Genomic DNA, 24,839 nt, shown 5'->3' with positions numbered 1-24,839 from the left:
GCGGGCCGGTGCGTGCTCAGCAGGTGGTGAGCCCGCGGGTGCGGAACACCTCGCGCACCGCCTCGGTGGCCTCCGGTGACGGAGGCTCGGTGCCGGCGAGCTCGTAGGTGCGGCCGAGCTCGGCCCACTTGTCGCGGGCCATCTGGTGGAACGGGAGCACCTCGACCCGCTGCACGGTCCCGGGCCGGACGGCGTCGATCGCGGCGACGTGGTCGGCCACCCGGGCCACGTTCGCCGGGTCGTCGGTGAGGCCGGGGACGAGGACGAAGCGCACCCAGACACCGACGCCGCGCTCGGCGAGCCGGCGCCCGAAGGCGAGGGTCGGGGCGAGCGACCGCCCGGTGACCCGCCGGTAGGTCTCCTCGTCGCCCGCCTTGACGTCGAGCAGCACCAGGTCGGTGTCGTCGAGCATGGCGTCGGTCGCGTTCGCGCCGAGGAACCCCGAGGTGTCGAGGCACGTGTGCACCCCGAGCTCCTGCGCGCCACGCAGGACCCGTGCCGCGAAGGCGGGCTGCATGAGCACCTCGCCGCCGGACAGCGTGAGCCCGCCGTCGGTGGCGGCGAACACCCCGCGGTAGCGGGCGACCCGGGCCAGCAGGTCGTCGGCGAGCACCGCCCCGCCGTCCTTCATCGCGAGCGTGTCCGGGTTGTGGCAGTAGAGGCACCGCAGCGGGCACCCCGCCAGGAACACGGTCATCCGGGTCCCGGGGCCGTCGACGGCCGTCACGAGCTCCCAGGAGTGCACCGAGCCCAGCTCGCCCGACCGCATCAGCGCGAGGCGGTCGGACCGCTCGACCTCGGTCGTGTCCAGGCCCTGCAGCCCGGCACCGGCCCGGCGGCGGGCGGAGGGGGGATCCAGCAGCGCCGGGCCGGCGGTCATCTCAGATCCCTCCGTGGAAGGTCCGGTTCAGGACGTCCTGCTGCTGCTCGCGCGTGAGCCGGACGAAGTTGACGGCGTACCCCGACACCCGGATGGTCAGCTGCGGGTAGTCCTCGGGGTGCTCCATGGCGTCGAGCAGGGTCTCGCGGTCCAGCACGTTGACGTTCAGGTGGTAGCCGCCCGCGCCGAACGACGCGTCCAGCAGTCCCGCCAGGTTGGTCACCTGCTCGGCCCGCGTCCGCCCGAGCCCGGAGGGCACGACGGTGCTGGTGAGCGAGATGCCGTCCTGTGCCTGGTCGTACGGCAGCTTGGCCACGGACAGCGCCGAGGCGAGCATGCCGTGCGTGTCACGACCGTTCATCGGGTTGGCGCCCGGGGCGAACGGCTCGCCCGCGCGGCGGCCGTCCGGGGTGTTCCCGGTGGACCTGCCGTACACGACGTTCGACGTGATCGTCAGCACCGACTGGGTGGGCACCGCGTCCCGGTACGTGGGGTGCCGGCGCACCTTCGCCATGAACGACTCGACCAGCTCGACCGCGATGTCGTCGGCGCGGTCGTCGTCGTTGCCGTAGGCGGGGAAGTCGCCGTCGATCTCGTAGTCCACGACGACGCCGCGGTCGTCGAGCACGGGCGTCACGGTCGCGTACCGGATCGCCGACAGCGAGTCCGCGGCGACCGACAGCCCCGCGATGCCGCAGGCCATCGTGCGCAGCACGTCCCGGTCGTGCAGCGCCATCTCGAGGCGCTCGTACGCGTACTTGTCGTGCGACCAGTGGATGCAGTTCAGCGCCTCGACGTAGGTCTCGGCGAGCCAGTCCATCGTCCGCTCGAAGCGGGCACGGACGTCGTCGTGGTCGAGCGGCTGCCCGGCCGGCACCGGCGGGAACGCCGGGGCGACCTGCTCCCCGCTGATCTCGTCGCGACCGCCGTTGATCGCGTACAGCAGCGCCTTGGCGAGGTTCACGCGCGCGCCGAAGAACTGCATCTGCTTGCCGACCGCCATCGGCGACACGCAGCAGGCGATCGCGGCGTCGTCGCCCCAGGCCGCGCGGATCTCGTCGTCGGACTCGTACTGCACGGCCGAGGTGTCGATCGAGACCTGGGCGCAGAACTCCTTGAAGCCCTGCGGGAGGTCGGCACTCCAGAACACCGTCATGTTCGGTTCCGGTGCAGGTCCCAGGTTGTGAAGCGTCTGCAGCATGCGGAACGAGTTCTTGGTGACGAGGGTCCGTCCGTCGAGGCCCGTGCCGCCGATGGTCTCGGTGACCCAGGTCGGGTCGCCCGAGAACAGCGCGTCGTACTCGGGCGTGCGCAGGAACCGCACGATGCGCAGCTTGATGACGAAGTCGTCCATGACCTCCTGCGCCTCGGCCTCCGTGATCCGGCCCGCGGCGAGGTCGCGCTCGAGGTAGACGTCGAGGAACGTCGAGGTGCGACCCAGCGACATCGCCGCGCCGTTCTGCTCCTTCACGGCGGCGAGGAACCCGAGGTACAGCCACTGCACGGCCTCGACCCCGGTGCGTGCCGGCCTCGACACGTCGACGCCGTAGGACGCCGCCATCTCCTGGAGCTCGCCGAGCGCGCGGATCTGCTCGGCGTGCTCCTCGCGCTCACGGGCGATCCGCTCGCTGAACGGCTCGGCGTCCAGGGTGAGCTTGTCGCGCTTCTTCGCCTCGATCAGCGCGTCGACGCCGTAGAGGGCGACGCGCCGGTAGTCGCCGATGATGCGGCCGCGGCCGTAGGCGTCGGGCAGTCCGGTGACGACGTGCGACGAGCGGGCCGCGCGCACGTTCGGCGGGTAGAGGTCGAAGACGGCCTGGTTGTGCGTCGTGCGGAAGGTGGTGAAGACCTTCTTGAGGTTCACGTCGACCGGGTACCCGTAGGTGTTCAGGGCGTTCTCGACCATCCGCCAGCCGCCGTTGGGCATGATCGCGCGCTTGAGCGGGGCGTCCGTCTGGAGGCCGACGACGATCTCGTTCTCGATGTCGATGTACCCGGGTGCGTGGGCGGTGATGCCGGCGGGTACGTCCCACGACACGTCGTGGACGCCCCTCGCACGCTCGGCGGGGAACATCTCCGTCAGCCGGGACCACAGCGCGGTCGTGCGTGCGGTCGGGCCGGCGAGGAACGCGGCATCACCGGTGTACGGGGTGTAGTTGCGCTGGATGAAGTCCCGCACGTCGATGCCGTCGCACCACGGGCCGGGGGCGAACCCCTCCCACGCGGACGGGGTGGTGCCGGTCGTGGCCTGCTCTGCCTGGATGCTCATGGCGCTCCTTCGACGTCTGGTCAGACCACACTACGTGAAGACTTTCACAAGCGCTGTGATCAGCAGGACGGCGGAGGTGTCTCGTGCGTCACGCCGCGAGCGGTGAGGTCAGTCCTGCGACAACGCCGCGAGCGCCTCGCGCACCGCGTCCTCGGCGCGCAGCCGCTGCGCGACGAGCACCTGGGCGCGGGTGGCGTGCGCGATGAACGCCGCCGGGAGGCCGCGGTGCACGAACGGCGTGCGCACCCCCTGCTCGGCGGCGCGCTGGGCCAGCAGCGCGCCGACCCCGCCGTCCACGACGCCGTCCTCGACGGTCAGCACGAGGTCGCGCTCCCCGCACAGCTTGACCAGAGGCTCCGGGACGGGCAGGACCCACGTCGGGGCGACCACCTCGACGTCCAGGCCGTGCGCCGCCAACGACTCCCCCGCCGCGAGCGCCACCGGTGCCATGGCCCCGACGCCGACGACGAGCACCCGGCCCGCCGACGATGCGCCGGCGCCCGCGGCGTGCCGGGCCAGGACGTGCACGCCGTCGAGGTCCTCCAGGGCGGGCATCTCGTCGGGCAGGGCCCCCTTGGGGTACCGCACGACGGTCGGGGCGTCGTCGACGTCGATGGCGGCCCGCAGTGCGGCACGCAGCGTGGGCTCGTCGCGGGGCGCGGCGAGCCGCAGCCCGGGCACGACGCGCAGCACCGCCATGTCCCACATGCCGTGGTGGCTGGGGCCGTCGTCGCCGGTGACGCCGGCCCGGTCCAGGACGAAGGTCACGCCGGCCCGGTGCAGGGCGACGTCCATGAGCACCTGGTCGAACGCGCGGTTGAGGAACGTCGAGTAGACCGCGACGACGGGGTGCAGCCCGGCGAACGCCATCCCTGCCGCGGACGTGGCGGCGTGCTGCTCGGCGATGCCGACGTCCACGGTGCGGTCGGGGAACTCGTGCGCGAAGGGGGCGAGCCCCACGGGGTGGAGCATGGCGGCGGTGAGCGCCACGACGTCGCGGCGTCGGCGACCGATCGCCACCATCTCCTCGGCGAACACCTGGGTCCATCCGAAGCGGGACGGCGCGACCGGCAGGCCCGTCTCGGGGTGGATGGCCCCGACGGCGTGGAAGCGGTCGGCGACGTCCTCCTCGGCGGGCGTGTACCCGCGGCCCTTCTCGGTCATGGCGTGCACGATGACGGGTCCGCCGAAGTCCCGGGCCCGGCGCAGCGCCGCCTCGACCGCGGCGACGTCGTGCCCGTCGACGGGACCGACGTACTTCAGGCCGAGGTCCTCGAACATCCCCTGCGGCGCGACGACGTCCTTGATGCCCTTCTTCAGGCCGTGCAGCCAGCCGTAGGCGAACCGGCCGGGCGGGCCGGTGCGCTGCTGCAGGGTGCGCTTGCCCCAGTCGAGGAAGGCCTCGTAGCCGCGGGTGACGCGCAGCGTGTCGAGGTGGTTCGCGAGACCGCCCACCGTGGGCGAGTAGGAGCGGCCGTTGTCGTTGACGACGACGACGAGCCGACGGGTCGGGTCGGCGGCGATGTTGTTGATCGCCTCCCACGCCATGCCGCCGGTGAGGGCGCCGTCGCCGACGACCGCGACGACGTGCCGGTCGCGCCGTCCCTGGAGGTCGTTCGCCCGGGCGATGCCGTCGGCCCAGGACAAGGCGGTGGACGCGTGCGAGTTCTCGACGACGTCGTGCTCCGACTCGGACCGGCTCGGGTACCCGGACAGCCCGTCGCGGGTGCGCAGGCCGCTGAAGTCCTGGCGGCCGGTGAGGAGCTTGTGCACGTACGCCTGGTGGCCGGTGTCGAACACGATCGTGTCCCGCGGGGAGTCGAACACGCGGTGCAGGGCGATCGTCAGCTCGACGACGCCGAGGTTGGGGCCGAGGTGCCCGCCGGTGCGCGAGACGTTCTCCACGAGGAACGTGCGGATCTCCGCGGCCAGGCGCGACGTCTGGGCCGTCGTCAGCGGGCGCACGTCCTCGGGCCCGGCGATGCGGTTCAGCAGGCTCATGCCGTCCCCGTCGTCATCCGCCCACTGTAGGCGCCCGTCGCGGGTCGGACGCGTCGGCGCGGTAGATTCCAGGGGTGCGTTTCCTCCCCGGCCAGCAGCCCACCTCCGACCTCACCTACGGCGACGTCTTCATGGTCCCGTCCCGTTCCGACGTGACCAGCCGGTTCGACGTCGACCTCTCGACCGACGACGGCACGGGCACCACCATCCCGATCGTCGTGGCGAACATGACGGCCGTCGCGGGCCGCCGCATGTCCGAGACGGTCGCCCGGCGCGGCGGCGTCGCGATCCTGCCGCAGGACATCCCCGTCGACGTCGTCGCCGACGTCGTGGCGGACGTCAAGTCCAAGGACCCCGTCGTCGAGACGGCGGTCGTGGTGACCGGTCACGACACGGTCGCCGACGTGCTCTCGCTGCTCGGCAAGCGGTCGCACGGCGCTGCCGTGGTCGTCGACGACGGCCGCCCCGTCGGCGTCGTCACGGCGGACGACTGCGCGTCCGTGGACCGGTTCGCCCAGGTCGGCAGCGTCATGTCCACCGAGCTGGAGACGCTGGACGCCGCCCAGGTGGAGGCCGACGGCCTGCCCGCCGCCTTCGAGCGGCTGCACGCCGCGAAGGTGCAGCTCGCGCCCGTCGTGCGCGACGGTCGGCTCGTGGGCGTCCTGACGCGCAAGGGCGCCGTCCGCTCGACCGTCTACTCCCCCGCCCTGGACGCGTCGGGCCGCCTGCTCGTCGGCGCCGCCGTCGGCATCAACGGCGACGTCGCCGCGAAGACGGCCGAGGTGCTCGCCGCCGGCGTCGACGTCCTCGTGGTCGACACCGCGCACGGCCACCAGGACAAGATGCTGGCCGCCCTGCGGGCGATCGCGGCCGTGCGGTCCGACCACTCCCACGTGCCGATCGTCGCCGGCAACGTCGTCACGGCCGACGGCGTGCGCGACCTCGTCGCCGCGGGCGCCGACATCCTCAAGGTCGGCGTCGGCCCGGGCGCCATGTGCACCACCCGCATGCAGACCGCCGTCGGGCGCCCCCAGTTCTCCGCCGTGCTGGAGTGCGCCGCCGCGGCGCGCGAGCTCGGCAAGCACGTGTGGGCCGACGGCGGCGTGCGGCACCCCCGCGACGTCGCTCTCGCGCTGGCTGCCGGCGCGTCGCAGGTGATGATCGGCTCCTGGTTCGCCGGGACGTACGAGTCGCCCGGCGACCTGCACGAGGACGGCTCGGGCCGCCTCTACAAGGACTCGTTCGGCATGGCGTCGGCCCGCGCCGTGGCCGCCCGCACCGCCGGCGCGGGCAGCGCGTTCGACCGCGCCCGCAAGGCCCTGTACGAGGAGGGCATCTCGACGGGCAAGATGTACCTCGACCCGCGCCGCCCCGGCGTCGAGGACCTCCTCGACGAGATCACCTCCGGCCTGCGCTCCAGCTGCACGTACGCCGGCGCCCGCACTCTCGCGGAGTTCGCCGAGCGCGCCACCGTCGGCATCCAGTCCGCCGCCGGGTACGCCGAGGGCATGCCGCTCGCCACCTCCTGGTGACCCGCCCTCCCGCCGAGCATGCGGCCGTGGCCCGTCCGCCCGTCGTGACGGGCCGTCGGCGCATGCCCGACGGGGCGGACGCCCTGGTGGGCGTTAGCCTGCCCGGGTGAGCCACGAGACCTCCGCCCGCGACCAGCTCGCCCGGCTGGCCACCACCGGATCCTTCACCGACCCGTGGCGGCACGCCCGCGGGGTCGTCGACCCCGACGCCGTCCGCCCGGCGTCCGTGCTGGTCCTGTTCGGCGTGCTCGACGGGCTGCCGTCCGACCACGAGGCCCAGGCCGAGGCCGTCTCGGCCGACCTCGACGTGCTGCTGCTGGCCCGCGCAGCGACCCTGCGCTCCCACGCGGGCCAGGTGGCCTTCCCGGGAGGCCGGGCCGAGCCCGGCGAGGACGCCGTGACCTGCGCGCTGCGCGAGGCCACCGAGGAGACCGGCGTCGACGCGAGCGGCGTCGAGGTCCTCGGCACGCTGACCGCCCTGCCCATGCCCGTGAGCAACCACGTCGTCACGCCGGTGCTCGGCTGGTGGACCCGGCAGTCCCCCGTCGGCGTGGTGGACCCGGCCGAGTCGGCGCACGTCTTCCGCGCCCCCGTCGCGGACCTCCTGGACCCCGCGCACCGCGTCACGACCGTCCTGCGCCGCGGCGGCCAGGAGTGGCGCGGCCCGGGGTTCGTCGTCGACGACGACGGCACCCGCCACGTCGTGTGGGGCTTCACCGCCGGTGTCCTCGACGCGATGTTCGACCACCTCGGCTGGACCGAGGACTGGGACCGCGGCCAGGAGCTCGAGGTGGAGCCCTGATGGCGGCCGCGGAGATCGACGTCGACGAGACCCTGGTGCGCGCGCTGCTGACCGAGCAGCACCCCGACCTCGCGGGGCTGCCGGTGCGGGTCGTCGCGCAGGGCTGGGACAACGTCATGGCCCGCCTCGGGCAGGACCTGGCGGTGCGGGTGCCCCGCCGGGCCGCCGCGGCCCGGCTCGTCGAGCACGAGCAGCGGTGGCTGCCGGAGCTGGCCCCGACGCTGCCCGTCACGGTGCCGGTGCCCGTCCGGGTGGGGCGCCCGAGCTCTGCGCTCGCGTACCCGTGGTCGTGGTCGGTGGTGCCGTGGGTGCCGGGTACGCGGGCGTCGGACGTCCCCGTGGGACGCCGCGGCGCCCTCGCCGGCCCGCTCGCGGAGTTCCTGCTCGCCCTGCACCGCCCGGCGCCGTCCGGGTTCCCCGTCAACCCGGTCCGTGGCGTCCCCCTGCGCACGCGCGACGAGGCGGTGCGCGCCCGGCTCGCGTCCGGGGTCGTCCCGGACGAGGCGCGGGCACTGGCGGCGTGGGAGCGCGCCGTCGCCGCGCCCGCATGGGACGGACCGCCGCTGTGGGTGCACGGGGACCTGCACCCCGGCAACCTGGTCGTGGCCGACGACGACGCGCTGGCCGCCGTCGTCGACCTCGGCGACCTCACCGCCGGGGACCCGGCGACGGACCTCGCCGCCGGGTGGCTCGTGCTCGACGCCCCGGCCCGGGCGGTGCTCCGCCAGCGCCTGGCCGCGCGGTACCCCGTCGACGACCCGGTGTGGGCGCGTGCCCGCGGGTGGGCGCTGTCGATGGCGTCGTCGATGCTGACGTCCGGTCCGGAGCACGCGTGGATCCTGGACCTGGGTGCGGAGTCGCTGGAGCGGGTGCTCGCCGACGCCTGAGGCCCGACACTGGGGGCGTGACCGACCCCACGGACCCCACCGCCCACGACGTCCCCGACGACGTCCGCGCGTTCCTCGACGCCGTCGAGGGCCCGACGCGGCGGCGTGACGCGCAGACGCTGCTCGCGCTGATGCGCCGGGTGACCGGCCTGCCCCCGGAGCTGCACGGGACGATCGTGGGGTTCGGCCGCTACCGCTACGAGTACGCCTCCGGGCGCTCGGGCGAGGCGCCGGCGGCCGCCTTCGCGCCCCGGAGGGCGAACAGCGTCGTCTACCTCATGGACGGGACCGGCGCGCACGCCGACGACCTGGCCCGGCTGGGTCCGCACCGGACGGGGACGGGGTGTCTCTACCTGACGAACCTGGCCCAGGTGGACCTGGTGGTGCTGGAGAAGGTCGTGGCGGACGCCTACGCGGCGTTGACCGCCGGGACGTACGGCCTCCGTGCCCGGGAGGGCGGCGCTGCGGGCTGACACCCCTGCGCGCGGTACTACCTCGGCGTCGCCGGTCACCGGCGGCGCTTGCCATCCCTAGGACTGCGAGGGTTAAATACCTTGCAGCACGAGGGATAGGAGCACGATGCACATCGACAAGGACCTCGTCGCCGCCTCGGCGACACCGCTCGTCCTCGGCATCCTCGCCGAGTCCGAGTCCTACGGGTACGCGATCGCCAAGCGCGTCGCGGAGCTGTCCGGCGGCCGCATGGAGTGGACCGACGGCATGCTCTACCCCCTGCTGCACCGCCTCGAGCGCAACGGCCTGGTCGAGTCCAGCTGGGGTCGCTCCGAGACCGGACGCCGCCGCAAGCACTACGCCCTCACCTCCGCCGGTCGCGACGCCCTCGTCGAACGCCAGGCGCAGTGGGAGGTCGTGCACGCCGCCCTCACCCGCGCGTGGGAGTCGCTGGCTGACGCCCGGGACGGCGTCACCGGCGGACCGGCCGTCGCCGGCGGGATCGCCTGATGGCCGGGAGCACGGCCCTCGAGGCGCAGATCGGCCGCTGGCGCGACTACGTCAGCCGGCACCGCGCCATCGCCCCGGCCGACGTCGACGAGATGACCGACCACCTGCGCGAGCGCATCGGGGACCTCCAGGCCGCCGGGCTGGACGACGACGAGGCGTTCCTCGTCGCGGTCAAGCGCATGGGCAGCCTCGACGCCGTGTCCCGGGAGTTCGCCCGTGCGCACTCCGAGCGACTCTGGAAGCAGCTCGTCCTGGTCCCCGGCGCGGACGACGACGACCCCGCCCGCGGAGGCCGCCGGCGCGAGCTCGGGATCGTCCTCGCGCTCGCCGTCGGCGCCGGGACCGCCGTGAAGATCGCCGCCGAGACCCTCGCCGAGGAGACGTTCGTCAGCAACGCCGCCTTCCTCGTGCTGCCCTTCCTCGTCGGCTACTTCGCATGGAAGCGTCGGCCGTCGGCGGCCGTCCTCGCCGCGCTCGCCGGGACGCTGGCCGTCACGTGCGCGCTCGTCAACCTCTACCCGTTCGACGACGGCGGCTCGACCCTGGTCCTCGCCGCCCTGCACGCGCCCGTCCTGGGGTGGACCGCCGTCGGCGTCGCGTACGCCGGGGGCCGCTGGCGCTCGCACGACCGCCGGATGGACTTCGTGCGGTTCACCGGCGAGCTCGCCGTCTACCTCGCCCTGCTGGCCCTCGGCGGTGGCGTGCTCCTCGGGCTCACCGCGGGGCTGCTCGGCATCGTCGGCGTCGACATCGAGCCCGCCCTGGAGGGCTGGATCTTCCCGTACTGCGTGCCCGGGGCGCTGCTCGTGGCGGCCTGGCTGGTCGAGGCCAAGCAGGAGGTGGTGGAGAACATCGCCCCGGTGCTCACCAAGGTGTTCACCCCGCTCACCACGGTCATGCTGGTGGTGTCCTTCGTCGTGCTGCTCACCGCGGGCGGGCTGACCACGGTGGACCGCGAGCTGCTCATCCTGCTCGACGCCGTCCTGGTCCTCGTGCTGGCCCTGCTGCTGTACTCCGTCTCGGCGCGCGACCCCCTGGCCCGCCCCGGGTTCTTCGACCACCTCCAGCTCGCGCTCGTGGGGGCGGCGCTGGCCGTCGACGTGCTCGCCCTGACCGCCATGGCCACCCGCATCGCCGAGTTCGGCGCGAGCCCGAACAAGGTCGCCGCGCTCGGCCTCAACCTGCTGCTGCTCGTGCACCTCGTGCGGACCGGCTGGCTGCTGCTGGGGTTCTGCCGGCACCGCACCGGCTTCCACGCCCTGGAGCGCTGGCAGACGACCTACCTGCCGGTGTACGCCGTCTGGGCGGCCGTCGTCGTGGCCGGTTTCGGGCCGCTGTTCGGCTTCGCCTGACTCAGCCCAGTCGCGCGGGGTCCGCACCCCGCGCGACGAGCTGGGCGCGGACCGCCCGCAGGGCGCGCTCGTAGGCGGTCGGGTCGCCGAGCAGCACCGAGCGGCCGTCCGCGGCCGCGAGCACCGCGTCCAGCTCGAAGACGACCTGGGCGGGGTCGCCGTCGTCGTCGAGGTCTCCGGCGGCCGCAGCGAGCGCGACGTGGTGGCCGAGGTAGCCCTCCCACTCCCGGCGCACGGCGACGACGGCGTCTCGCACCGGCCCCGGGCGGGCGTCGAGCTCGGTCTCGGCCGCCCGGAAGAAGCAGCCGCCGACGAACGTCCGCGAGCGGGAGTAGTCGGTCCAGCGCCGGACGAGCTCTCCCACGCGCGCCAGCCCCGGCTCGGCCTGACGCGCGGGCGCGACGACGGCGTGCGCGAAGAGCTCCCGCGCCCGGGCCACCGTGGCGAGCTGGAGCCCCTCCTTGTTCGCGAAGAGCGCCGCGATCGCGCTCTTGTTCACCCCGACCCGGGCCGCGAGGGGCGCGAAGGTCAGTCCCTCCAGGCCGTGGACGGACGCGGCCTGGACGGCCTCGTCGAGGACCGCCGACCGGGTGCGCTCGCCGCGCAGTCGGCGGCCGTCGGTCGGCACGACCCGGTCGCGGTCCGGGTCGTCGAGCGGGGCCGTCGGGGAGGGTCTGGCGTCGGTCACGAACTAACTATACGATCGATCAGTCAGATGATCGACCCATGCCGTCAGGCCGCCCAGACCCAGGAGCACCCGTGGTCCCCGCACCGGCACGCACCACACTGCGCATCCTGTCCGCCGTCGCACCCCCGCTCGCCGTCCGGCTCGGAGCGCGAGCGTTCGGCACCGTCGGACCACCCGCACGGGTCCGCAGCATCGACGCCGCCGTCCACGCCGAGGCGGTCCGCGGCACCGTCCAGGTGGGCCACGACCAGGTCGCGACGTACACCTGGGAACCCCCCGGCCCCGTCCGGGCGACGGTGCTGCTCGTGCACGGGTGGCGGACCCGCGCCTCCCGCTTCGGGACCCTCGTCGGGCACCTGCGCGCCGCCGGCGTCCGCGTCGTCGCCTACGACGCCCCCGGCCACGGCGACTCCGGCGGCCACCACCTCACCGTCGTGGAGCACATGGCCGCGATGCACGCGGTCACCGGGCGGCACGGACCCGTCGACGCCGTCGTCGGTCACTCCCTCGGCGCGTTCACCGCCGGCATCGCCCTGCACGAGGGCTTCCCCGCACGTCACCTCGTCGCGCTGGCCTCGCCCACCGGCTTCGACTCGGTCGTCGCCACGTTCCGGCGGCTCGCCGGCGTCCCCGACCGGCTGCACGAACCCCTCTGCGCGCACCTCGCGCGCACCCTCTTCCCCGGCCAGGACGACGTGCGGGACCGCTTCGACCTCCGCGCGCACCCCGCCGGGGTGCCCGCCGTGTTCGTCCATGACACCGAGGACACGGTGCACGGCCCCGGCGAGGCCGTCGACCTGCACGCCGCCCACCCCGGGAGCCGCCTCGTGCTCACCCGGGGGCTCGGGCACAACCGTGTGCTCGACGACGCCGCCGTCGCCCGCGCCGTCGTCGAGCACGTCACCGGCGTCCACGCCTGAGCTCGCGAACCCGCGGCGCACCCCGGGACACGACGACGCCCCCGCCGCACCTGCTGGTGCGACGGGGGCGTCGTGCGTCGTGCCGGGCGCTTCAGGCCCCGCGGCCGGTCAGGCGACGAGCGAGCGCAGCACGTACTGCAGGATGCCGCCGTTGCGGTAGTAGTCCGCCTCGCCCGGGGTGTCGATGCGCACCACGGCGTCGAACTCGACGACCGCGCCGTCGGACTTCGTGGCCTTCACCGCGACCGTGGCGGGCGTGGTGCCCTCGTTCAGCGCGGTGATGCCCGCGATGTCGAACGTCTCCGTGCCGTCCAGGCCCAGGGACTCGACGCTCTCGCCGGCCGGGAACTGCAGCGGGAGCACGCCCATGCCGATGAGGTTGGAGCGGTGGATCCGCTCGAACGACTCGGTGATGACGGCCTTGACGCCCAGGAGCGCGGTGCCCTTGGCCGCCCAGTCGCGCGACGAGCCGGAGCCGTACTCCTTGCCGCCGAGGATCACCAGCGGCGTGCCCTGCGCGGCGTAGTCCTGCGCGGCGTCGTAGATGGTGTCCTGCTCGCCGGTGACGAAGTTGAAGGTGTAGCCACCCTCGACGCCGTCCAGCAGCTGGTTCTTCAGGCGGATGTTCGCGAACGTGCCGCGGATCATGACCTCGTGGTTGCCGCGGCGCGAGCCGTAGGAGTTGAAGTCGCGACGCGCCACACCGTGCTCGGCCAGGTACTTGCCGGCCGGGCTGTCGACCTTGATCGCGCCCGCGGGCGAGATGTGGTCGGTGGTGACGGAGTCGCCCAGCTTGGCGAGCACGCGGGCACCCGCGATGTCGCCGACCGGGGACGGCTCGGCGGCCATGCCCTCGAAGTACGGGGGCTTGCGCACGTACGTCGACTCGGCGTCCCACTCGAAGGTGTTGCCCTCGGGGGTCTCCAGCGCACGCCAGCGGTCGTCGCCGGCGAACACGTCGGCGTAGTCGTCCTCGAACATCTTGCGGTCGATGGACGCCTCGATGGTGGCCTGCACCTCGTCCGGCGTCGGCCAGATGTCGCGCAGGAAGATCGGGTGGCCCTCGTCGTCACGGCCCAGCGGGTCGTGGTCGAAGTCGAACTCCATCGTGCCGGCCAGGGCGTACGCGATGACCAGCGGCGGGGACGCCAGGTAGTTCATCTTGACGTCCGGGTTGATGCGGCCCTCGAAGTTCCGGTTGCCGGAGAGCACCGAGACGACGGCGAGGTCCTCGTGCTGCACGGCCTCGGAGATCTTCTCGTCGAGCGGGCCGGAGTTGCCGATGCAGGTCGCGCAGCCGTAACCGACCAGGTGGAAGCCGAGCTTCTCCAGGTACGGCCACATCCCGGCCTTCTCGTAGTAGTTCGTGACGACCTGCGAGCCCGGCGCCATCGACGTCTTGACCCACGGCTTGGACGTGAGGCCCTTCTCGACCGCGTTCTTGGCGAGCAGCGCGGCGGCGAGCATGACCGACGGGTTCGAGGTGTTCGTGCACGACGTGATCGAGGCGATCGCGACGGCACCGTGGAAGAGCTCGAACTCCTTGCCCTCGGAGTCGGTCACCGGCACCGTGCGGCGCACCTGCGCGTGGGTCGACGGCGAGTCGGACGCCGGGAAGGACTCCTTCTCGGCCTCGTCGACGGTGTCGATGACGTCGGAGGCGTAGTTCGGCAGGTCGCGGGCGAAGGCCGACTTGGCGTGCGACAGCTCGATGCGGTCCTGCGGACGCTTCGGGCCGGCGATGGACGGCACGACCGTCGCGAGGTCCAGCTCGAGGTACTCGGAGAACACCGGCTCGACGTAGTCGGACGACTCCGGGTCGAGCCACAGGCCCTGCTCCTTGGCGTACGCCTCGACGAGCGCGAGCTGCTCCTCGGAGCGGCCGGTGAGGCGCAGGTACTCCACCGTCACGGCGTCGATCGGGAAGATCGCCGCGGTGGAGCCGAACTCCGGCGACATGTTGCCGATGGTCGCGCGGTTCGCCAGCGGGACCTGGCCCACGCCGGAGCCGTAGAACTCGACGAACTTGCCGACGACGCCGTGCTGGCGCAGCATCTGCGTGATCGTCAGGACGACGTCGGTCGCGGTGACGCCCGCCGGGATCGAGCCGTTGAGCTTGAAGCCGACGACGCGCGGGATGAGCATGGAGACCGGCTGGCCGAGCATCGCGGCCTCCGCCTCGATGCCGCCGACGCCCCAGCCGAGCACGCCCAGGCCGTTGACCATCGTGGTGTGCGAGTCGGTACCGACGCAGGTGTCGGGGTAGGCACGCAGGACGCCGCCCACCTCACGGGTCATGACGGTGCGCGCCAGGTACTCGATGTTGACCTGGTGCACGATGCCGGTGCCCGGGGGGACGACCTTGAAGTCGTCGAACGCCGTCTGGCCCCAGCGCAGGAACTGGTAGCGCTCGTGGTTGCGCTCGTACTCGAACTCGACGTTGCGCTCGAACGCGTCGGCACGACCGGCGACGTCGATCTGCACGGAGTGGTCGATGACCATCTCGGCGGGCGCGAGCGGGTTGATGCGGGTGGGGTCGCCACCGAGCTCGGCGACGGCCTCACGCATGGTGGCCAGGTCGACGACGCAGGGCACACCGGTGAAGTCCTGCATGATCACGCGCGCCGGCGTGAACTGGATCTCGGTGCTCGGCTGGGCGTCCGGGTCCCAGGCGGCGACGGCGCGGACGTGGTCCGCGGTGATGTTCGCACCGTCCTCGGTGCGGAGCAGGTTCTCGGCGAGGATCTTGAGCGAGTAGGGCAGCCGCTCGAGGCCGTCCACCGCCGACAGCCGGAAGATCTCGTACGAGTTCTCCCCGACCTCCAGAGTTCCCTTGGATCCGAATGTGTCCACGCTGCTCACTGCTGCTCCTTCTGCGGGGCTGGCCGGCGCGGGCACCGCGTCCGCGCGTGAGCGCAGCGGTTCCGACGCCGTGACGTCCGGGGGCTCCACCCCAGCGGACGCGGGCGTCGCGGGGGCTGATCCCCAGCATAGCCTATATATCTTGACGTCAAGATACTTAGGCGCGCCTCACCGTCACCCACCGGGGGAACAACGCCGGCCGGACGCACGTTGACCCCGAGCCGTCCGCGACGAGAGGAACTCATGGCCGAGACACCGCTGCCCACCGATCCGCCCGCCGACACCGCCGCGACCCCCGTGCTCCCCCCGCTGGCCGAGCAGGCGGAGCACCTCGTCGGCCTCGGGCTCCTGCCCGCCGGCGGGACCCTCGACGCCGACGCCGTCCGCCGCGCCGCGCGCGACCTCGCCGCCGCCGCTCCCACCGGCTCGCTGCTCGTGGTGCATCCCCGGCACCTGCCGCCGTCGCTGCTCGCGGCGCACCTGCGGCGCAGCGTCCGCACGCGCGGCGGGATCGTGGAGCGGCCGGGCTTCGTCGTCGAGGACATGACCGACGTCGACGAGTTCGCGCCGGTCGACGGCCTGGACGTGCCCGACGTCGACGTCTGGGCCGTGCGCGCCCCGGACCGGGGGGACGACCTGGCCGACGCCTCCCCCGAGGAGGCCGCCGCCGCGATCGCCGCCCGCGCACGGACGCCGCTCACGCTCGCCGAAGGCGTCCACTGGGTGCTCCAGGCGCCCGGCGTGCTGGAGCCGAACCGGTGCTTCATGACCATCGGGTCCCGACTGCGCCGCGCGGACGGGACGTTCGACGCACGCACCCCCGCGCTGTGGATCTCCGGCGGCACGGGGCGTGACGGGACCGAGCGACGCGGGGCCGCGAAGATCGGCTGGTGCTGGTGGCGCAACCGCCACACGTGGCTCGGCTTCGCGTCGACGGCGGGCCGCGTCGCCCGCTGAGCGCCCGGCTACCGGTCGAGCACGATCTCCACCGTGGCGGCGTCCGGGTCGACGCCGTCCGGCAGCGCCACGAGCGACGTGGTGAACACCAGGTCCATGGTGCAGGCCGTGGCGTCCTCGACCGCGAGCGTCACGGTGACCGCGTCGCCGTCGGCCGTGAGCCCCACCGGCAGCCACGGGCACGTCGAGCTGCCCGCGGCCCACACGGCCAGGCGCCCGTCGTCGCCGACGATCCAGCCCGGATCGGTCCCCGTCGGCCCCTCCGTCCCGGCATCGACACCCGCGGGCAGGCCCTGGTAGGTGGTGACGACCGGGACCGGCGCGTCGGCGCCCGCGCGGTCGCGCACGAGCAGCGCCACGACCAGGCCCACCAGCAGCACGAGCGCCACGACGACCAACCGACGCGGCAGCCAGCGCCGGGTCCCGTCCTGCCCCGCACCACCTCGCGCGCCGTCCATGCGGCGACAGTAGCGCAGGGCCGGGCGGGCGTCAGCGCTCCAGGACGGCCACGGCCTCGACGTGGTGGGTGTGCGGGAACAGGTCGAGCGCGCGCAACGAGGACAGCGCGTAACCGTGCTCGCCGAACAGGCCGATGTCCCGGGCGAGGGCCGCCGGGTCGCAGGCGACGTAGACGACGCGCTGCGGCGCGCGGGCCGCGACGGCGTCGACGACGGTCCGCCCCGCACCGGCGCGGGGCGGGTCGAGCACGACCACGTCGGCCGCAGCGACGGCGTCGGCGTCGGCGAGCACCCGGTCCACGGCGCCGAGGTGGAGCTCGACCTGCGCCAGGTCGTGGACGTTGCGGCGTGCGTCCTGGACGGCGCGGGTGTCGCCCTCCACGCCGACGACCCGCCCGGACGCCCCCACCGCGTGGGCGAGCGGCACGGTGTACAGGCCGGCGCCGGAGTAGAGGTCGAGCACGGTCGCGCCGGTGACGTCCCCGACGCCCGCCAGCACGGCCCCGGCGAGCAGCGCCGGAGCGCCGCGGTGGACCTGCCAGAACCCGTCGGCCGCGACCCGGTACCGGTGCACGTCCCCGCCGAGCGTCACCTCCTCGGCGACCGCGCGCCGGGCGGTCGGGCGGTCGTCCGGGCGCCCGCGGTGCCACGGCACGCCGTCGACCAGCATCAGCGGACGTCCGCCCGCGGCGGGCGCGACGAGCTCGATCCGCTGGCCGGGGCGCCACTTGCGGGTCCACACGTCCTCGGCGGCCGCGAGCGCCGCGACGTCCTCGGTGGCGAGCGGCATGCCGTCCAGGGGGACGACGTCGTGGGAGCGGAAGGCGCGCATGCCGGCCCGGCCTGCGTCGTCGGCGACGAGGTCGACGCGGGTGCGGTAGGCCAGTCCCCCGCGTGCGTCGTCGCCGTCGACGGCCTCGACCGTGACCGGCAGGTCGAGGCGGGCGAGGCGGGCGAGCTGCTCGGTGAGGACGTCCGCCTTCCAGCGGCGCTGGGCTGGCAGGGCGACGTGGGAGAGCTCGCCGCCGCCGGCACCCCCCGGGCCGGCCTGCGGCCAGGCGGCCTCGACACGGTCGGGGGACGCCTCGAGCACCTCGACGGCGTCGGCACGCCAGTAGCGCGACCCGCCCTCGGTCACGCGGGCGCGGACGCGCTCGCCGGGCAGGGTGTGGCGGACGAAGACGACACGGCCGTCGTGGCGGGCGACGCAGTGCCCGCCGTGGGCGACGGGGCCGACGACGAGCTCGAGCTCGCTGCCGACGTTCGGGTCGACGGGACGGGGGCGGGGCGCGGAGCGACGGGGACGGGGCACGCCCCCATTGTCACCCGCCGCGGGGCGCGTTCTCGCCGGGGCGGTCGGCCTCGGGCGCGGCGACGCCCGCCGAGGACAGCTGCCACGGCACGGAGGCGACCACGACGCCGGGCGTGAAGAGCAGCCGGCCCTTGAGACGCAGGGCGGACTGGTTGTGCAGCAGGTGCTCCCACCAGCGCCCCACGACGTACTCGGGGATGTACACCACCACGAGGTCGCGCGGCGACTCGCGGCGCAGGGAGCGCACGTACTGGAGCACGGGCCGGGTGATCTCCCGGTAGGGCGAGTCCAGGACGCGCAGCGGGACGGGCAGGTCCAGCGCCTCCCACCGTTCGCGCAGGTCACGGATCTCGTCGGGGTCGACGCCGACGGTGACGGCCTCCAGGGTGGAGGGGCGCGAGGCCCGCGCGTAGGCCAGGGCCCGCAGGGTGGGCTTGTGCACGCGGGACACCAGGACGACGGCGTGCACGCGGCTGGGCAGGGCGCGGGCGCCGGCGACGTCGTCGAGGGCGAGCTCGGCGCGCACGCGGTCGTAGTGGCGGTGGATGCCGCGCATGACGAGGAACAGCAGTCCCATCGCGACCAGCGTGATCCAGGCGCCGTGCGTGAACTTCGTGACGAGGACGATGAGCAGCACGGCGGCGGTGAGCGCGAAGCCGATACCGTTGACGACGCGGGACCAGCGCATCTGCCGCCGGGCCTTCGGGTCGGGCTCCTTGCGCAGGCCGCGGCTCCAGTGCCGCAGCATGCCGAGCTGGGACAGCGTGAAGGAGACGAACACGCCGACGATGTAGAGCTGGATGAGGGCGGTGACCTCGGCGCCGAACGCGAGGACGAGGACGGCGGCGGCGACGGCGAGGGTGACGATGCCGTTGGAGAACGCCATGCGGTCGCCGCGGGTGTGGAGCTGGCGGGGCAGGTAGCCGTCCTTGGCGAGCCGGGACCCGAGCACGGGGAAGCCGTGGAACGCGGTGTTGGCGGCGAGCAGCAGCACGAGCGCGGTGACGCCGGTGATGACGAACGCGATGATCCCGGCCCCGCCGAACACGGTCTCGGCGAGCTGGGCGAGCACCGGGTGCTGCTGGTAGCCGTCGCCGACGGGGACGCCGTCGCGGGTGAGCTGGGTGGCGGGGTCCTCGACGAACTTGATGCCGGTGGCGCCCGCGAGGAACAGGATCGTCAGGAGCATGACCGCGGAGATCGCGCCGAGCAGCGCGAGGGTGACGGCGGCGTTGCGGCGGCGGGGGCGGCGGAACGACGGGACGGCGGTCGTGACGGACTCGACGCCCGTCAGCGCGACCGCGCCGGACGCGAACGCACGGGCCACGAGGAACGCCCCGGCGACCCCGACGAGGCCCTGCTCGAGGCCCGCGGCGGGCACGATGTCGAGGGCGGCGCTCGGCGCCTGCGCCAGCGATCCGGTCAGGTGCTGGACCGCCCCGGCGACGGCGAGCACGCCGACGGCCGCCATGAAGCAGTAGATGACGACGACGAACACCCAGGCGGCCTCCCGGACGCCGCGCAGGTTGACCACCGTGAGGGCGACGATGAGCACCACGGCCACCCACGGCTCGTAACCGCGCACCTGCGGGACCACGACCGCGAGGTACTGGGCGCCCGCCGACAGCGACACGGCGACGGTGAGGACGTAGTCGAGCAGCAGGGCGGAGGCGACGCCGGTGCCCGCGGTCGGGCCGAGGTTGGTGGTCGCGACCTCGTAGTCGCCGCCGCCCGAGGGGTAGGCGCGCACGATCTGCCGGTACGACGCGACCACGACGAGCAGCACGACGACGACCGCCAGACCCACCCACGGCGCGAACGCCGTGGCGGCCACACCGGCGAGGGCGAGCATGAGCAGGATCTCGTCCGGGGCGTACGCCATCGACGACAGCGCGTCCGAGGCGAAGACGGGCAGGGCCGCCCGCTTGGGCAGGACCACCCCCCGGGAGGAGTCGCTGCGCAGCGGTCGACCGACGAGCAGGCGTTTGGCTGCATCCGCGATGTCCGACACAGCGACACATGCTATGCCCGCGCGGGGGGTTCGGCGCGGGTCGGTGGGCGGGAGGACGCAGGGGTCGGCGGCCACCGACCCCTGGGTATAGCGTTTCCGCTGTGCACTTCGTGATCATGGGCTGCGGCCGCGTGGGTTCCACGCTCGCCCAGACGATCGAGTCGAACGGTCATTCCGTCGCGGTGATCGACCAGAACCCGGACGCGTTCCGACGGCTGCCCGCCGGTTTCAGCGGGCACCGCGTGACGGGTGTCGGATTCGACCGGGACACCCTCAAGCAGGCCGGCATCGAGGACACGTACGGCTTCGCGGCCGTGTCCGACGGCGACAACTCCAACGTCCTGGCCGCGCGGGTGGCCCGCGAGACGTTCGGCGTGGAGCACGTCGTGGCCCGCATCTACGACCCGCACCGGGCGGAGGTGTTCCAGCGGCTCGGCATCCCGACGGTCGCGACCGTCCGCTGGACGGCGGACCAGGTGCTGCGCCGCATGCTGCCGCTGGGCGCCACGGACGAGTACCGCGACCCGTCGGGCGCGGTGCGCCTCGCCGAGGTCGACTACCACCCGGGCTGGTTGGGGTTGTCGGTGCGCCGCATCGAGGCGACCACGGGTGCCCGCGTGGCGTTCCTGACCCGTTATGCCGAGGGCACGATCGTCGGCCCCGACACGCTGCTCCAGGAGAACGACGTGCTGCACGTGCTCATGCACCGTGACGACGCCCCCCGGGTCGAGCGGCTGCTCACCCACGCCCCCGGTCCCGAGCACGAGGAGCAGTTCTGATGCGCGTCGTCATCGCGGGCGCCGGGTCCGTCGGGCGCTCGATCGCCGCCGAGCTGCTGGCCAACGACCACGAGGTCGTCCTCGTCGACAAGAACCCGACGGCGATGCGCGTGTCCCAGGTGCCGGACGCGGACTGGCTGCTGGCCGACGCGTGCGAGACGACGTCGCTGGAGGGCGCGGACGTCGGGTCGGCGGACGTCGTGGTGGGCGCCACGGGCGACGACAAGGTCAACCTCGTGTTCTCGCTGCTCGCCAAGACGGAGTTCGCGGTCCCCCGCACCGTCGCGCGCGTGAACAACCCGCGCAACGAGTGGATGTTCGACGAGTCGTGGGGCGTGGACGTGGCGGTCTCGACGCCGCGCATCATGACGGCGATGGTCGAGGAGGCCGTGGCGGTCGGCGACCTGGTCCGCATCTTCACGTTCCACCAGTCGGGCGCCGACATCTTCGAGGTCACGCTGCCGCCGGAGTCGCCGCTGGTGGGGCTGCGGGTCAGCGACGTGCGCTGGCCGGCCGACACCGTGCTCGCGTGCGTGGTGCGCGGGACGCAGCCGTTCGCGCCGACGGGCGACGACGCCCTCGAGCCGGGCGACGAGCTGATGTTGGTCACCGGCCGCGACGCGGACACCGACGCCGTGACGCAGCTGGTGGTCGAGGGCCCGGAGCTGGGCTGAGACGCCGGGCCCGAGGTGGTGCCGTCAGGCCCGTGCCGCCTCGGGCCTGCGGGTCCTCAGGCCCGCGCGGTCACCGGCCGGTGCGCACCGCGCACGACGACCCAGGTGAGCCACAGCACGAGTCCCCACAGCGGCACGCCGAGCACGAGGTGCGCGGTACCGAGCCAGCCGACGTCCCCGGCGAGGTAGAGGGGAACCTTCACCGCGAGCCGGACGGCGAACAGCCCGACCCAAAACCAGCTCGCCAGCGTGTAGCGGCGCACCAGCGCCGGGTCCTGACGCCACGCGGTCAGCGGGGCCCAGGGGCTCGGCTGCTCCGCCGTCGCGTCGTCGGGGACGTCCGACGTCCCGGCGTCGTTCGCGCCGGCCGCGGCGCGCTTCTCGGGGTCCGCGAACCCGCCGCGGATCCCCTCCACGACGAGCCCCACCAGCGGCCAGCGCACCGCGATGGACACGACGAACGCGAGCAGGTAGGCGGCGTTCGTCCAGAGCCCGACGGCGTAGAAGTCCTCGGCCTCACCCGTGCGCCACGCCCAGAACACGCCCACGGCGATGCCGAGGATCCCGCCGGCCGCCTGCGTGACCGGGGTGCGCTGGACGAGCCGCACGAGCACCGCCACGAGCGCGGCGGCGCAGGACGACACGAGCGACCAGGTGAGGTCCTGCGTGACGACGAACACCACGACGAACACCATGCCGGGCAGGACCGCCTCGACGACGCCCCGCACGCCGCCGACGGCGGAGGCGAAGGAGAACTCGTCACCGGCGAGCGCCCGCATGCCGCGGCCCGACGCACCGTCGCGGCGCGCACCGGTCGCGTCGTCGGGGCCGGTCACCGGACCGCTCGGGAGCCCACTCACTCGCCGGCCCACGCGCGCAGCTCGTAGCGCGGGTTGAACAGGGTGCGACGACCGTCGCGCTCCGCCACCACGCCCTCGACCCGCAGCCTGCGGCCGGGCTCGATCCCGGCGAGCTCGCGCCGGCCGAGCCACACCAGGTCGACCGAACCGGTGCCGTCGAACAGCTCGGCCTCGACGGTGGGGACGCCGCCGCGGGGGCGCAGGACGACGGAGCGCAGCACGCCCGACACCGCGACGCGGCAGCGAGGCACGGCGTCGGACAGGGGGGTGCAGCCGACGACCTTCGCGGCGGCGTGCCGCTCGTCGTCGGCGGCGACGTCGTCGGTGGAGGCCAGGGCGGCCCGGACCAGGGTGCGCAGGGACATGGCCGTCAGCGGATCTCGGTGATCTCGGGCCCGCGCTTGAGCGGGTCGAACGCCGGGGCCTCGTCGCCGGTGTCGCCCGGGCCGGCCGGTGCCTGGGCGGCGCCGTCCTTGCGGGCCTGCTCCGGCAGGGTCAGGGAGAGCAGGTCGCGCGGCGGGCGCGGGTTGCCGTCACGGACGACCACCACGTTCGCGAACACCGACTCCAGGGGCTTGGCGGCCTCCGGGTCGACGGCGGCCCGGCCGGACAGGACGCCCCGCAGGAACCAGCGCGGACCGTCGACGCCGACGAACCGGGCCGGACGGACGCCGGTCGAGCCGTCGGCGGCGGTGGCGGGGACCCGCGCGATGAGCTCGCGCCCGAAGACGCCGGGCACGTCGTCGACGGTGCCGCCCTGCTTGGTCAGGGACGCGGCGATCTCCTCGCGCACCTCGTCCCAGATGCCCTCGGTGCGCGGCGCGGCGAACGCCTGCACCTGCAGCACGGAACCCTGGAGCGACGCGGCGACGCCGGTGACCTTCTGCGACTTCTTGTCGACCTCCATGCGCAGCTGGAGACCGGGCAGCACGGGCAGCCAGATCGCACCCAGGTCCACCCGCGGACCCATGACCGAGACCTGCGCGGAGTCGAACGGCCCGCGCTGCGTGGCGTCGGTCGTGCCGGTCGACGCCTCCGTCTCGGTGCCGGCCGGGGTGCTCTCGCCCTCGAGCGCGGACTCGGCTTGCGTCGACGCCTTGCGCCGGAACAGACCCACCAGGGATCTCCTTGTCTCGTCGGTCGGCACGGCGTTGCGCCGTGCTCCTCCCAGCGTAGACCGCCACGACCGGCGGTCGATGACGCCGCAGGTCAGGCGGTACCGAACCCTCCGCTGGAACCGAACCCGCCCTCGCCGCGGTGCGAGCCGGGCAGGTTCCGGGCCACGAGGAACCGGGCGTGCTCGACCTTCTGCACCACGAGCTGGGCGACGCGGTCGCCCCGCTGCAGCCGCACCGTCTCGCGGGGGTCGGTGTTGGCGAGGATCACCTTCACCTCGCCGCGGTAGCCCGCGTCGATCGTGCCCGGCGCGTTGACGACGGTCACGCCGTGCTTGGCCGCGAGGCCGGAGCGGGGGTGCACGAACGCCGCGTAGCCCTCCGGCAGCGCGATCGCGATCCCCGTCGGCACGAGGGACCGCTCGCCCGGGGCGAGCTCGACGTCGACGGTGGTGACGAGATCGGCGCCCGCGTCGCCCGGGTGGGCGTACGACGGTGCGGGGACGCCGTCGTCGAGCAGGGTCACCAGCACGTCCACCGTGCTCGGGTCGGTCACGGGGCGGCTCGGGTCATGAGGCACCCGGGCAGCCTAGCCGACCTCCCGGGCCTGCGATGATGGGCCCATGAACGACGTGTCCGCCCGACCGGGGCACGCCCACGAGCCCTCCGCCCCTGCCTTCCGCGAGCGTCTCCTGCCCGGTCCCGGAGCCTGGTTGGTCGCCCTCGGCCTCGGGGTGATCGCCGCCGTCGTCGTGCTCCCGCTGCAGCCGCTCATGGCGCCGGGGGTCGGTGTGCTCGTGGCCGCCGCGACCGTCGCCGTCCTGATCGCCACGTCCCCGCTGGTCGAGGTCGACGACGGGCTCCTGCGTGCCGGGCCGGCCCGGGTCCCCGTCGCGCTGCTGGGCACGGTGACCCCGATCTTCAGCGCGGAGGAGATGCGGCTCGCGCTCGGGCCGGACCTCGACGCGCGCGCCTACGTCTGCCTGCGGACGTGGGCCCGGACGGGTCTGCGGGTCGAGCTGCGCGACCCGCTCGACCCCGCCCCCTACTGGCTGGTGTCCACGCGGCGTCCCGACGAGCTGGCCGAGGCCCTCTCGGCCGCGGGTGCCGGGCGCTGACGGGCGCCGGAGCCCCTCCGGGGACGACGAAGGCCGTCACGTCGGGGACGTGACGGCCTGGGAGTCGGGTCGGTGGGTGCGAGGCGGTCAGGCCGCGCACTCGGTGCAGACCATCTGGCCCTGCTTCTCGTAGGCCAGCTGGCTGCGGTGGTGCACGAGGAAACAGCTCGAGCACGTGAACTCGTCCGCCTGACGGGGCAGGACGCGGACCGCCAGCTCTTCGCCGGAGAGGTCGGCGCCGGGGAGCTCGAAGCCTTCCGCGGCTTCGGTCTCGTCCTCGTCGACGACCCCCGACGACTTGTCGGAACGGCGGGCCTGGAGCTCCTGGATGGAGTCCTGCTCGTTGTCCTCGTCGTTCTTGCGGGGTGCGTCGTAGTCGGTGGCCATGTCTGGTGTCAC

General features: G+C 73.9%; 24 protein-coding genes. 11 read left to right on the top strand and 13 right to left on the bottom strand.

Translation table 11 applies throughout. The features are described from left to right. Nucleotides 1-16: 16 nt before the first annotated feature. The 3 genes from pflA to dxs form a co-directional block, all read right to left on the bottom strand. Nucleotides 17-880, bottom strand: a complete 864-nt coding sequence (pflA, locus tag I598_RS02255) for a pyruvate formate-lyase-activating protein (protein ID WP_068200914.1) — start codon at nt 878-880, stop codon at nt 17-19. Between the two features lies 1 nt (nt 881). Then, nucleotides 882-3,149 carry a formate C-acetyltransferase gene (pflB, locus tag I598_RS02250; RefSeq protein WP_068200912.1) on the bottom strand — a complete coding sequence of 756 codons (2,268 nt, stop codon included), beginning with the start codon at nt 3,147-3,149 and terminating at the stop codon, nt 882-884. 108 nt (nt 3,150-3,257) lie between these two features. Beyond that, a complete protein-coding gene (dxs, locus tag I598_RS02245) occupies nt 3,258-5,150 on the bottom strand; it encodes a 1-deoxy-D-xylulose-5-phosphate synthase (RefSeq protein ID WP_068200910.1) in 1,893 nt (630 codons plus the stop codon). 74 nt (nt 5,151-5,224) lie between these two features. On the opposite strand from dxs, the gene guaB1 reads away from it, so the two are divergent. From guaB1 to I598_RS02215, 6 genes are all read left to right on the top strand, one after another. Then, on the top strand, nt 5,225-6,682 hold the full coding sequence (guaB1, locus tag I598_RS02240; protein WP_068200908.1) for a GMP reductase: 1,458 nt from the start codon (nt 5,225-5,227) through the stop codon (nt 6,680-6,682). Nucleotides 6,683-6,788: 106 nt separating this feature from the next. Continuing rightward, nucleotides 6,789-7,484, top strand: a complete 696-nt coding sequence (locus I598_RS02235) for an NUDIX hydrolase (protein ID WP_068200906.1) — start codon at nt 6,789-6,791, stop codon at nt 7,482-7,484. Further along, complete coding sequence (locus I598_RS02230) at nt 7,484-8,371, top strand: aminoglycoside phosphotransferase family protein (protein WP_198155734.1); 888 nt, start codon at nt 7,484-7,486, stop codon at nt 8,369-8,371. Before I598_RS02235 ends, I598_RS02230 begins: the two co-directional genes overlap by 1 nt. A gap of 17 nt (nt 8,372-8,388) precedes the next feature. Further along, nucleotides 8,389-8,844 carry a DUF1801 domain-containing protein gene (locus I598_RS02225; RefSeq protein ID WP_068200904.1) on the top strand — a complete coding sequence of 152 codons (456 nt, stop codon included), beginning with the start codon at nt 8,389-8,391 and terminating at the stop codon, nt 8,842-8,844. Nucleotides 8,845-8,950: 106 nt separating this feature from the next. Continuing rightward, entirely contained in the window at nt 8,951-9,334 is a 384-nt protein-coding gene (locus I598_RS02220) for a PadR family transcriptional regulator (protein WP_068200901.1), read from the top strand. After that, nucleotides 9,334-10,686 (top strand): permease prefix domain 1-containing protein, encoded by a 1,353-nt coding sequence (locus tag I598_RS02215; RefSeq protein ID WP_068200899.1) that lies wholly within the window; start codon nt 9,334-9,336, stop codon nt 10,684-10,686. The genes I598_RS02220 and I598_RS02215 overlap by 1 nt, the downstream gene beginning before the upstream one ends. A 1-nt stretch (nt 10,687) precedes the next feature. Here I598_RS02215 and I598_RS02210 read toward each other — a convergent pair whose 3' ends face one another. After that, a complete protein-coding gene (locus tag I598_RS02210) occupies nt 10,688-11,374 on the bottom strand; it encodes a TetR/AcrR family transcriptional regulator (RefSeq protein WP_232314232.1) in 687 nt (228 codons plus the stop codon). Nucleotides 11,375-11,445: 71 nt separating this feature from the next. On the opposite strand from I598_RS02210, the gene I598_RS02205 reads away from it, so the two are divergent. Next, nucleotides 11,446-12,294 (top strand): alpha/beta hydrolase, encoded by an 849-nt coding sequence (locus tag I598_RS02205; protein WP_068200897.1) that lies wholly within the window; start codon nt 11,446-11,448, stop codon nt 12,292-12,294. A gap of 108 nt (nt 12,295-12,402) precedes the next feature. Here I598_RS02205 and acnA read toward each other — a convergent pair whose 3' ends face one another. Beyond that, nucleotides 12,403-15,156, bottom strand: coding sequence for an aconitate hydratase AcnA (gene acnA / locus I598_RS02200; RefSeq protein WP_068200896.1), 2,754 nt, complete (start codon nt 15,154-15,156; stop codon nt 12,403-12,405). Between the two features lie 243 nt (nt 15,157-15,399). On the opposite strand from acnA, the gene I598_RS02195 reads away from it, so the two are divergent. After that, entirely contained in the window at nt 15,400-16,113 is a 714-nt protein-coding gene (locus tag I598_RS02195; protein WP_068200894.1) for a DUF5701 family protein, read from the top strand. Between the two features lie 8 nt (nt 16,114-16,121). Here I598_RS02195 and I598_RS02190 read toward each other — a convergent pair whose 3' ends face one another. The 3 genes from I598_RS02190 to I598_RS02180 are packed head-to-tail and all read right to left on the bottom strand — an operon-like array spanning nt 16,122 to nt 19,894. Then, nucleotides 16,122-16,571 carry a hypothetical protein gene (locus I598_RS02190; RefSeq protein WP_157557139.1) on the bottom strand — a complete coding sequence of 150 codons (450 nt, stop codon included), beginning with the start codon at nt 16,569-16,571 and terminating at the stop codon, nt 16,122-16,124. 31 nt (nt 16,572-16,602) lie between these two features. Further along, complete coding sequence (locus I598_RS02185) at nt 16,603-17,883, bottom strand: class I SAM-dependent RNA methyltransferase (RefSeq protein ID WP_068200888.1); 1,281 nt, start codon at nt 17,881-17,883, stop codon at nt 16,603-16,605. A gap of 10 nt (nt 17,884-17,893) precedes the next feature. Continuing rightward, nucleotides 17,894-19,894, bottom strand: a complete 2,001-nt coding sequence (locus I598_RS02180) for an APC family permease (RefSeq protein ID WP_068200886.1) — start codon at nt 19,892-19,894, stop codon at nt 17,894-17,896. 116 nt (nt 19,895-20,010) lie between these two features. Between I598_RS02180 and I598_RS02175 the strand changes: the two genes are divergently transcribed. Both I598_RS02175 and I598_RS02170 read left to right on the top strand, forming a co-directional pair. Then, a complete protein-coding gene (locus I598_RS02175) occupies nt 20,011-20,673 on the top strand; it encodes a potassium channel family protein (protein ID WP_083973490.1) in 663 nt (220 codons plus the stop codon). Next, the gene (locus tag I598_RS02170; protein ID WP_068200883.1) at nt 20,673-21,347 is read left to right on the top strand and encodes a potassium channel family protein; all 675 of its coding nucleotides are present in this window, start codon (nt 20,673-20,675) and stop codon (nt 21,345-21,347) included. The genes I598_RS02175 and I598_RS02170 overlap by 1 nt, the downstream gene beginning before the upstream one ends. A gap of 56 nt (nt 21,348-21,403) precedes the next feature. Here I598_RS02170 and I598_RS02165 read toward each other — a convergent pair whose 3' ends face one another. The 4 genes from I598_RS02165 to dut all read right to left on the bottom strand — a co-directional run bounded on the left by I598_RS02165 (nt 21,404) and on the right by dut (nt 23,902). Continuing rightward, on the bottom strand, nt 21,404-22,126 hold the full coding sequence (locus I598_RS02165) for a DUF3159 domain-containing protein (protein ID WP_068204773.1): 723 nt from the start codon (nt 22,124-22,126) through the stop codon (nt 21,404-21,406). Between the two features lie 77 nt (nt 22,127-22,203). After that, nucleotides 22,204-22,572, bottom strand: coding sequence for an OB-fold nucleic acid binding domain-containing protein (locus I598_RS02160; RefSeq protein WP_068200881.1), 369 nt, complete (start codon nt 22,570-22,572; stop codon nt 22,204-22,206). 5 nt (nt 22,573-22,577) lie between these two features. Next, nucleotides 22,578-23,324 carry a DUF3710 domain-containing protein gene (locus tag I598_RS02155; protein WP_068200879.1) on the bottom strand — a complete coding sequence of 249 codons (747 nt, stop codon included), beginning with the start codon at nt 23,322-23,324 and terminating at the stop codon, nt 22,578-22,580. A 92-nt stretch (nt 23,325-23,416) separates the two neighbouring features. After that, complete coding sequence (gene dut, locus I598_RS02150; RefSeq protein ID WP_083972772.1) at nt 23,417-23,902, bottom strand: dUTP diphosphatase; 486 nt, start codon at nt 23,900-23,902, stop codon at nt 23,417-23,419. 43 nt (nt 23,903-23,945) lie between these two features. Between dut and I598_RS02145 the strand changes: the two genes are divergently transcribed. Next, complete coding sequence (locus tag I598_RS02145; protein ID WP_068200875.1) at nt 23,946-24,440, top strand: DUF3093 domain-containing protein; 495 nt, start codon at nt 23,946-23,948, stop codon at nt 24,438-24,440. A gap of 87 nt (nt 24,441-24,527) precedes the next feature. Here I598_RS02145 and I598_RS02140 read toward each other — a convergent pair whose 3' ends face one another. Continuing rightward, complete coding sequence (locus I598_RS02140; RefSeq protein WP_068200873.1) at nt 24,528-24,827, bottom strand: DUF4193 domain-containing protein; 300 nt, start codon at nt 24,825-24,827, stop codon at nt 24,528-24,530. Between the last annotated feature and the right edge of the window lie 12 nt (nt 24,828-24,839).

Origin of the sequence: Isoptericola dokdonensis DS-3 (assembly GCF_001636295.1) — a bacterium.
GTDB lineage: Bacteria > Actinomycetota > Actinomycetes > Actinomycetales > Cellulomonadaceae > Isoptericola > Isoptericola dokdonensis.
Note: the sequence above shows the minus strand (reverse complement) of the source record. Positions and strands in the feature narration are given on the sequence as shown.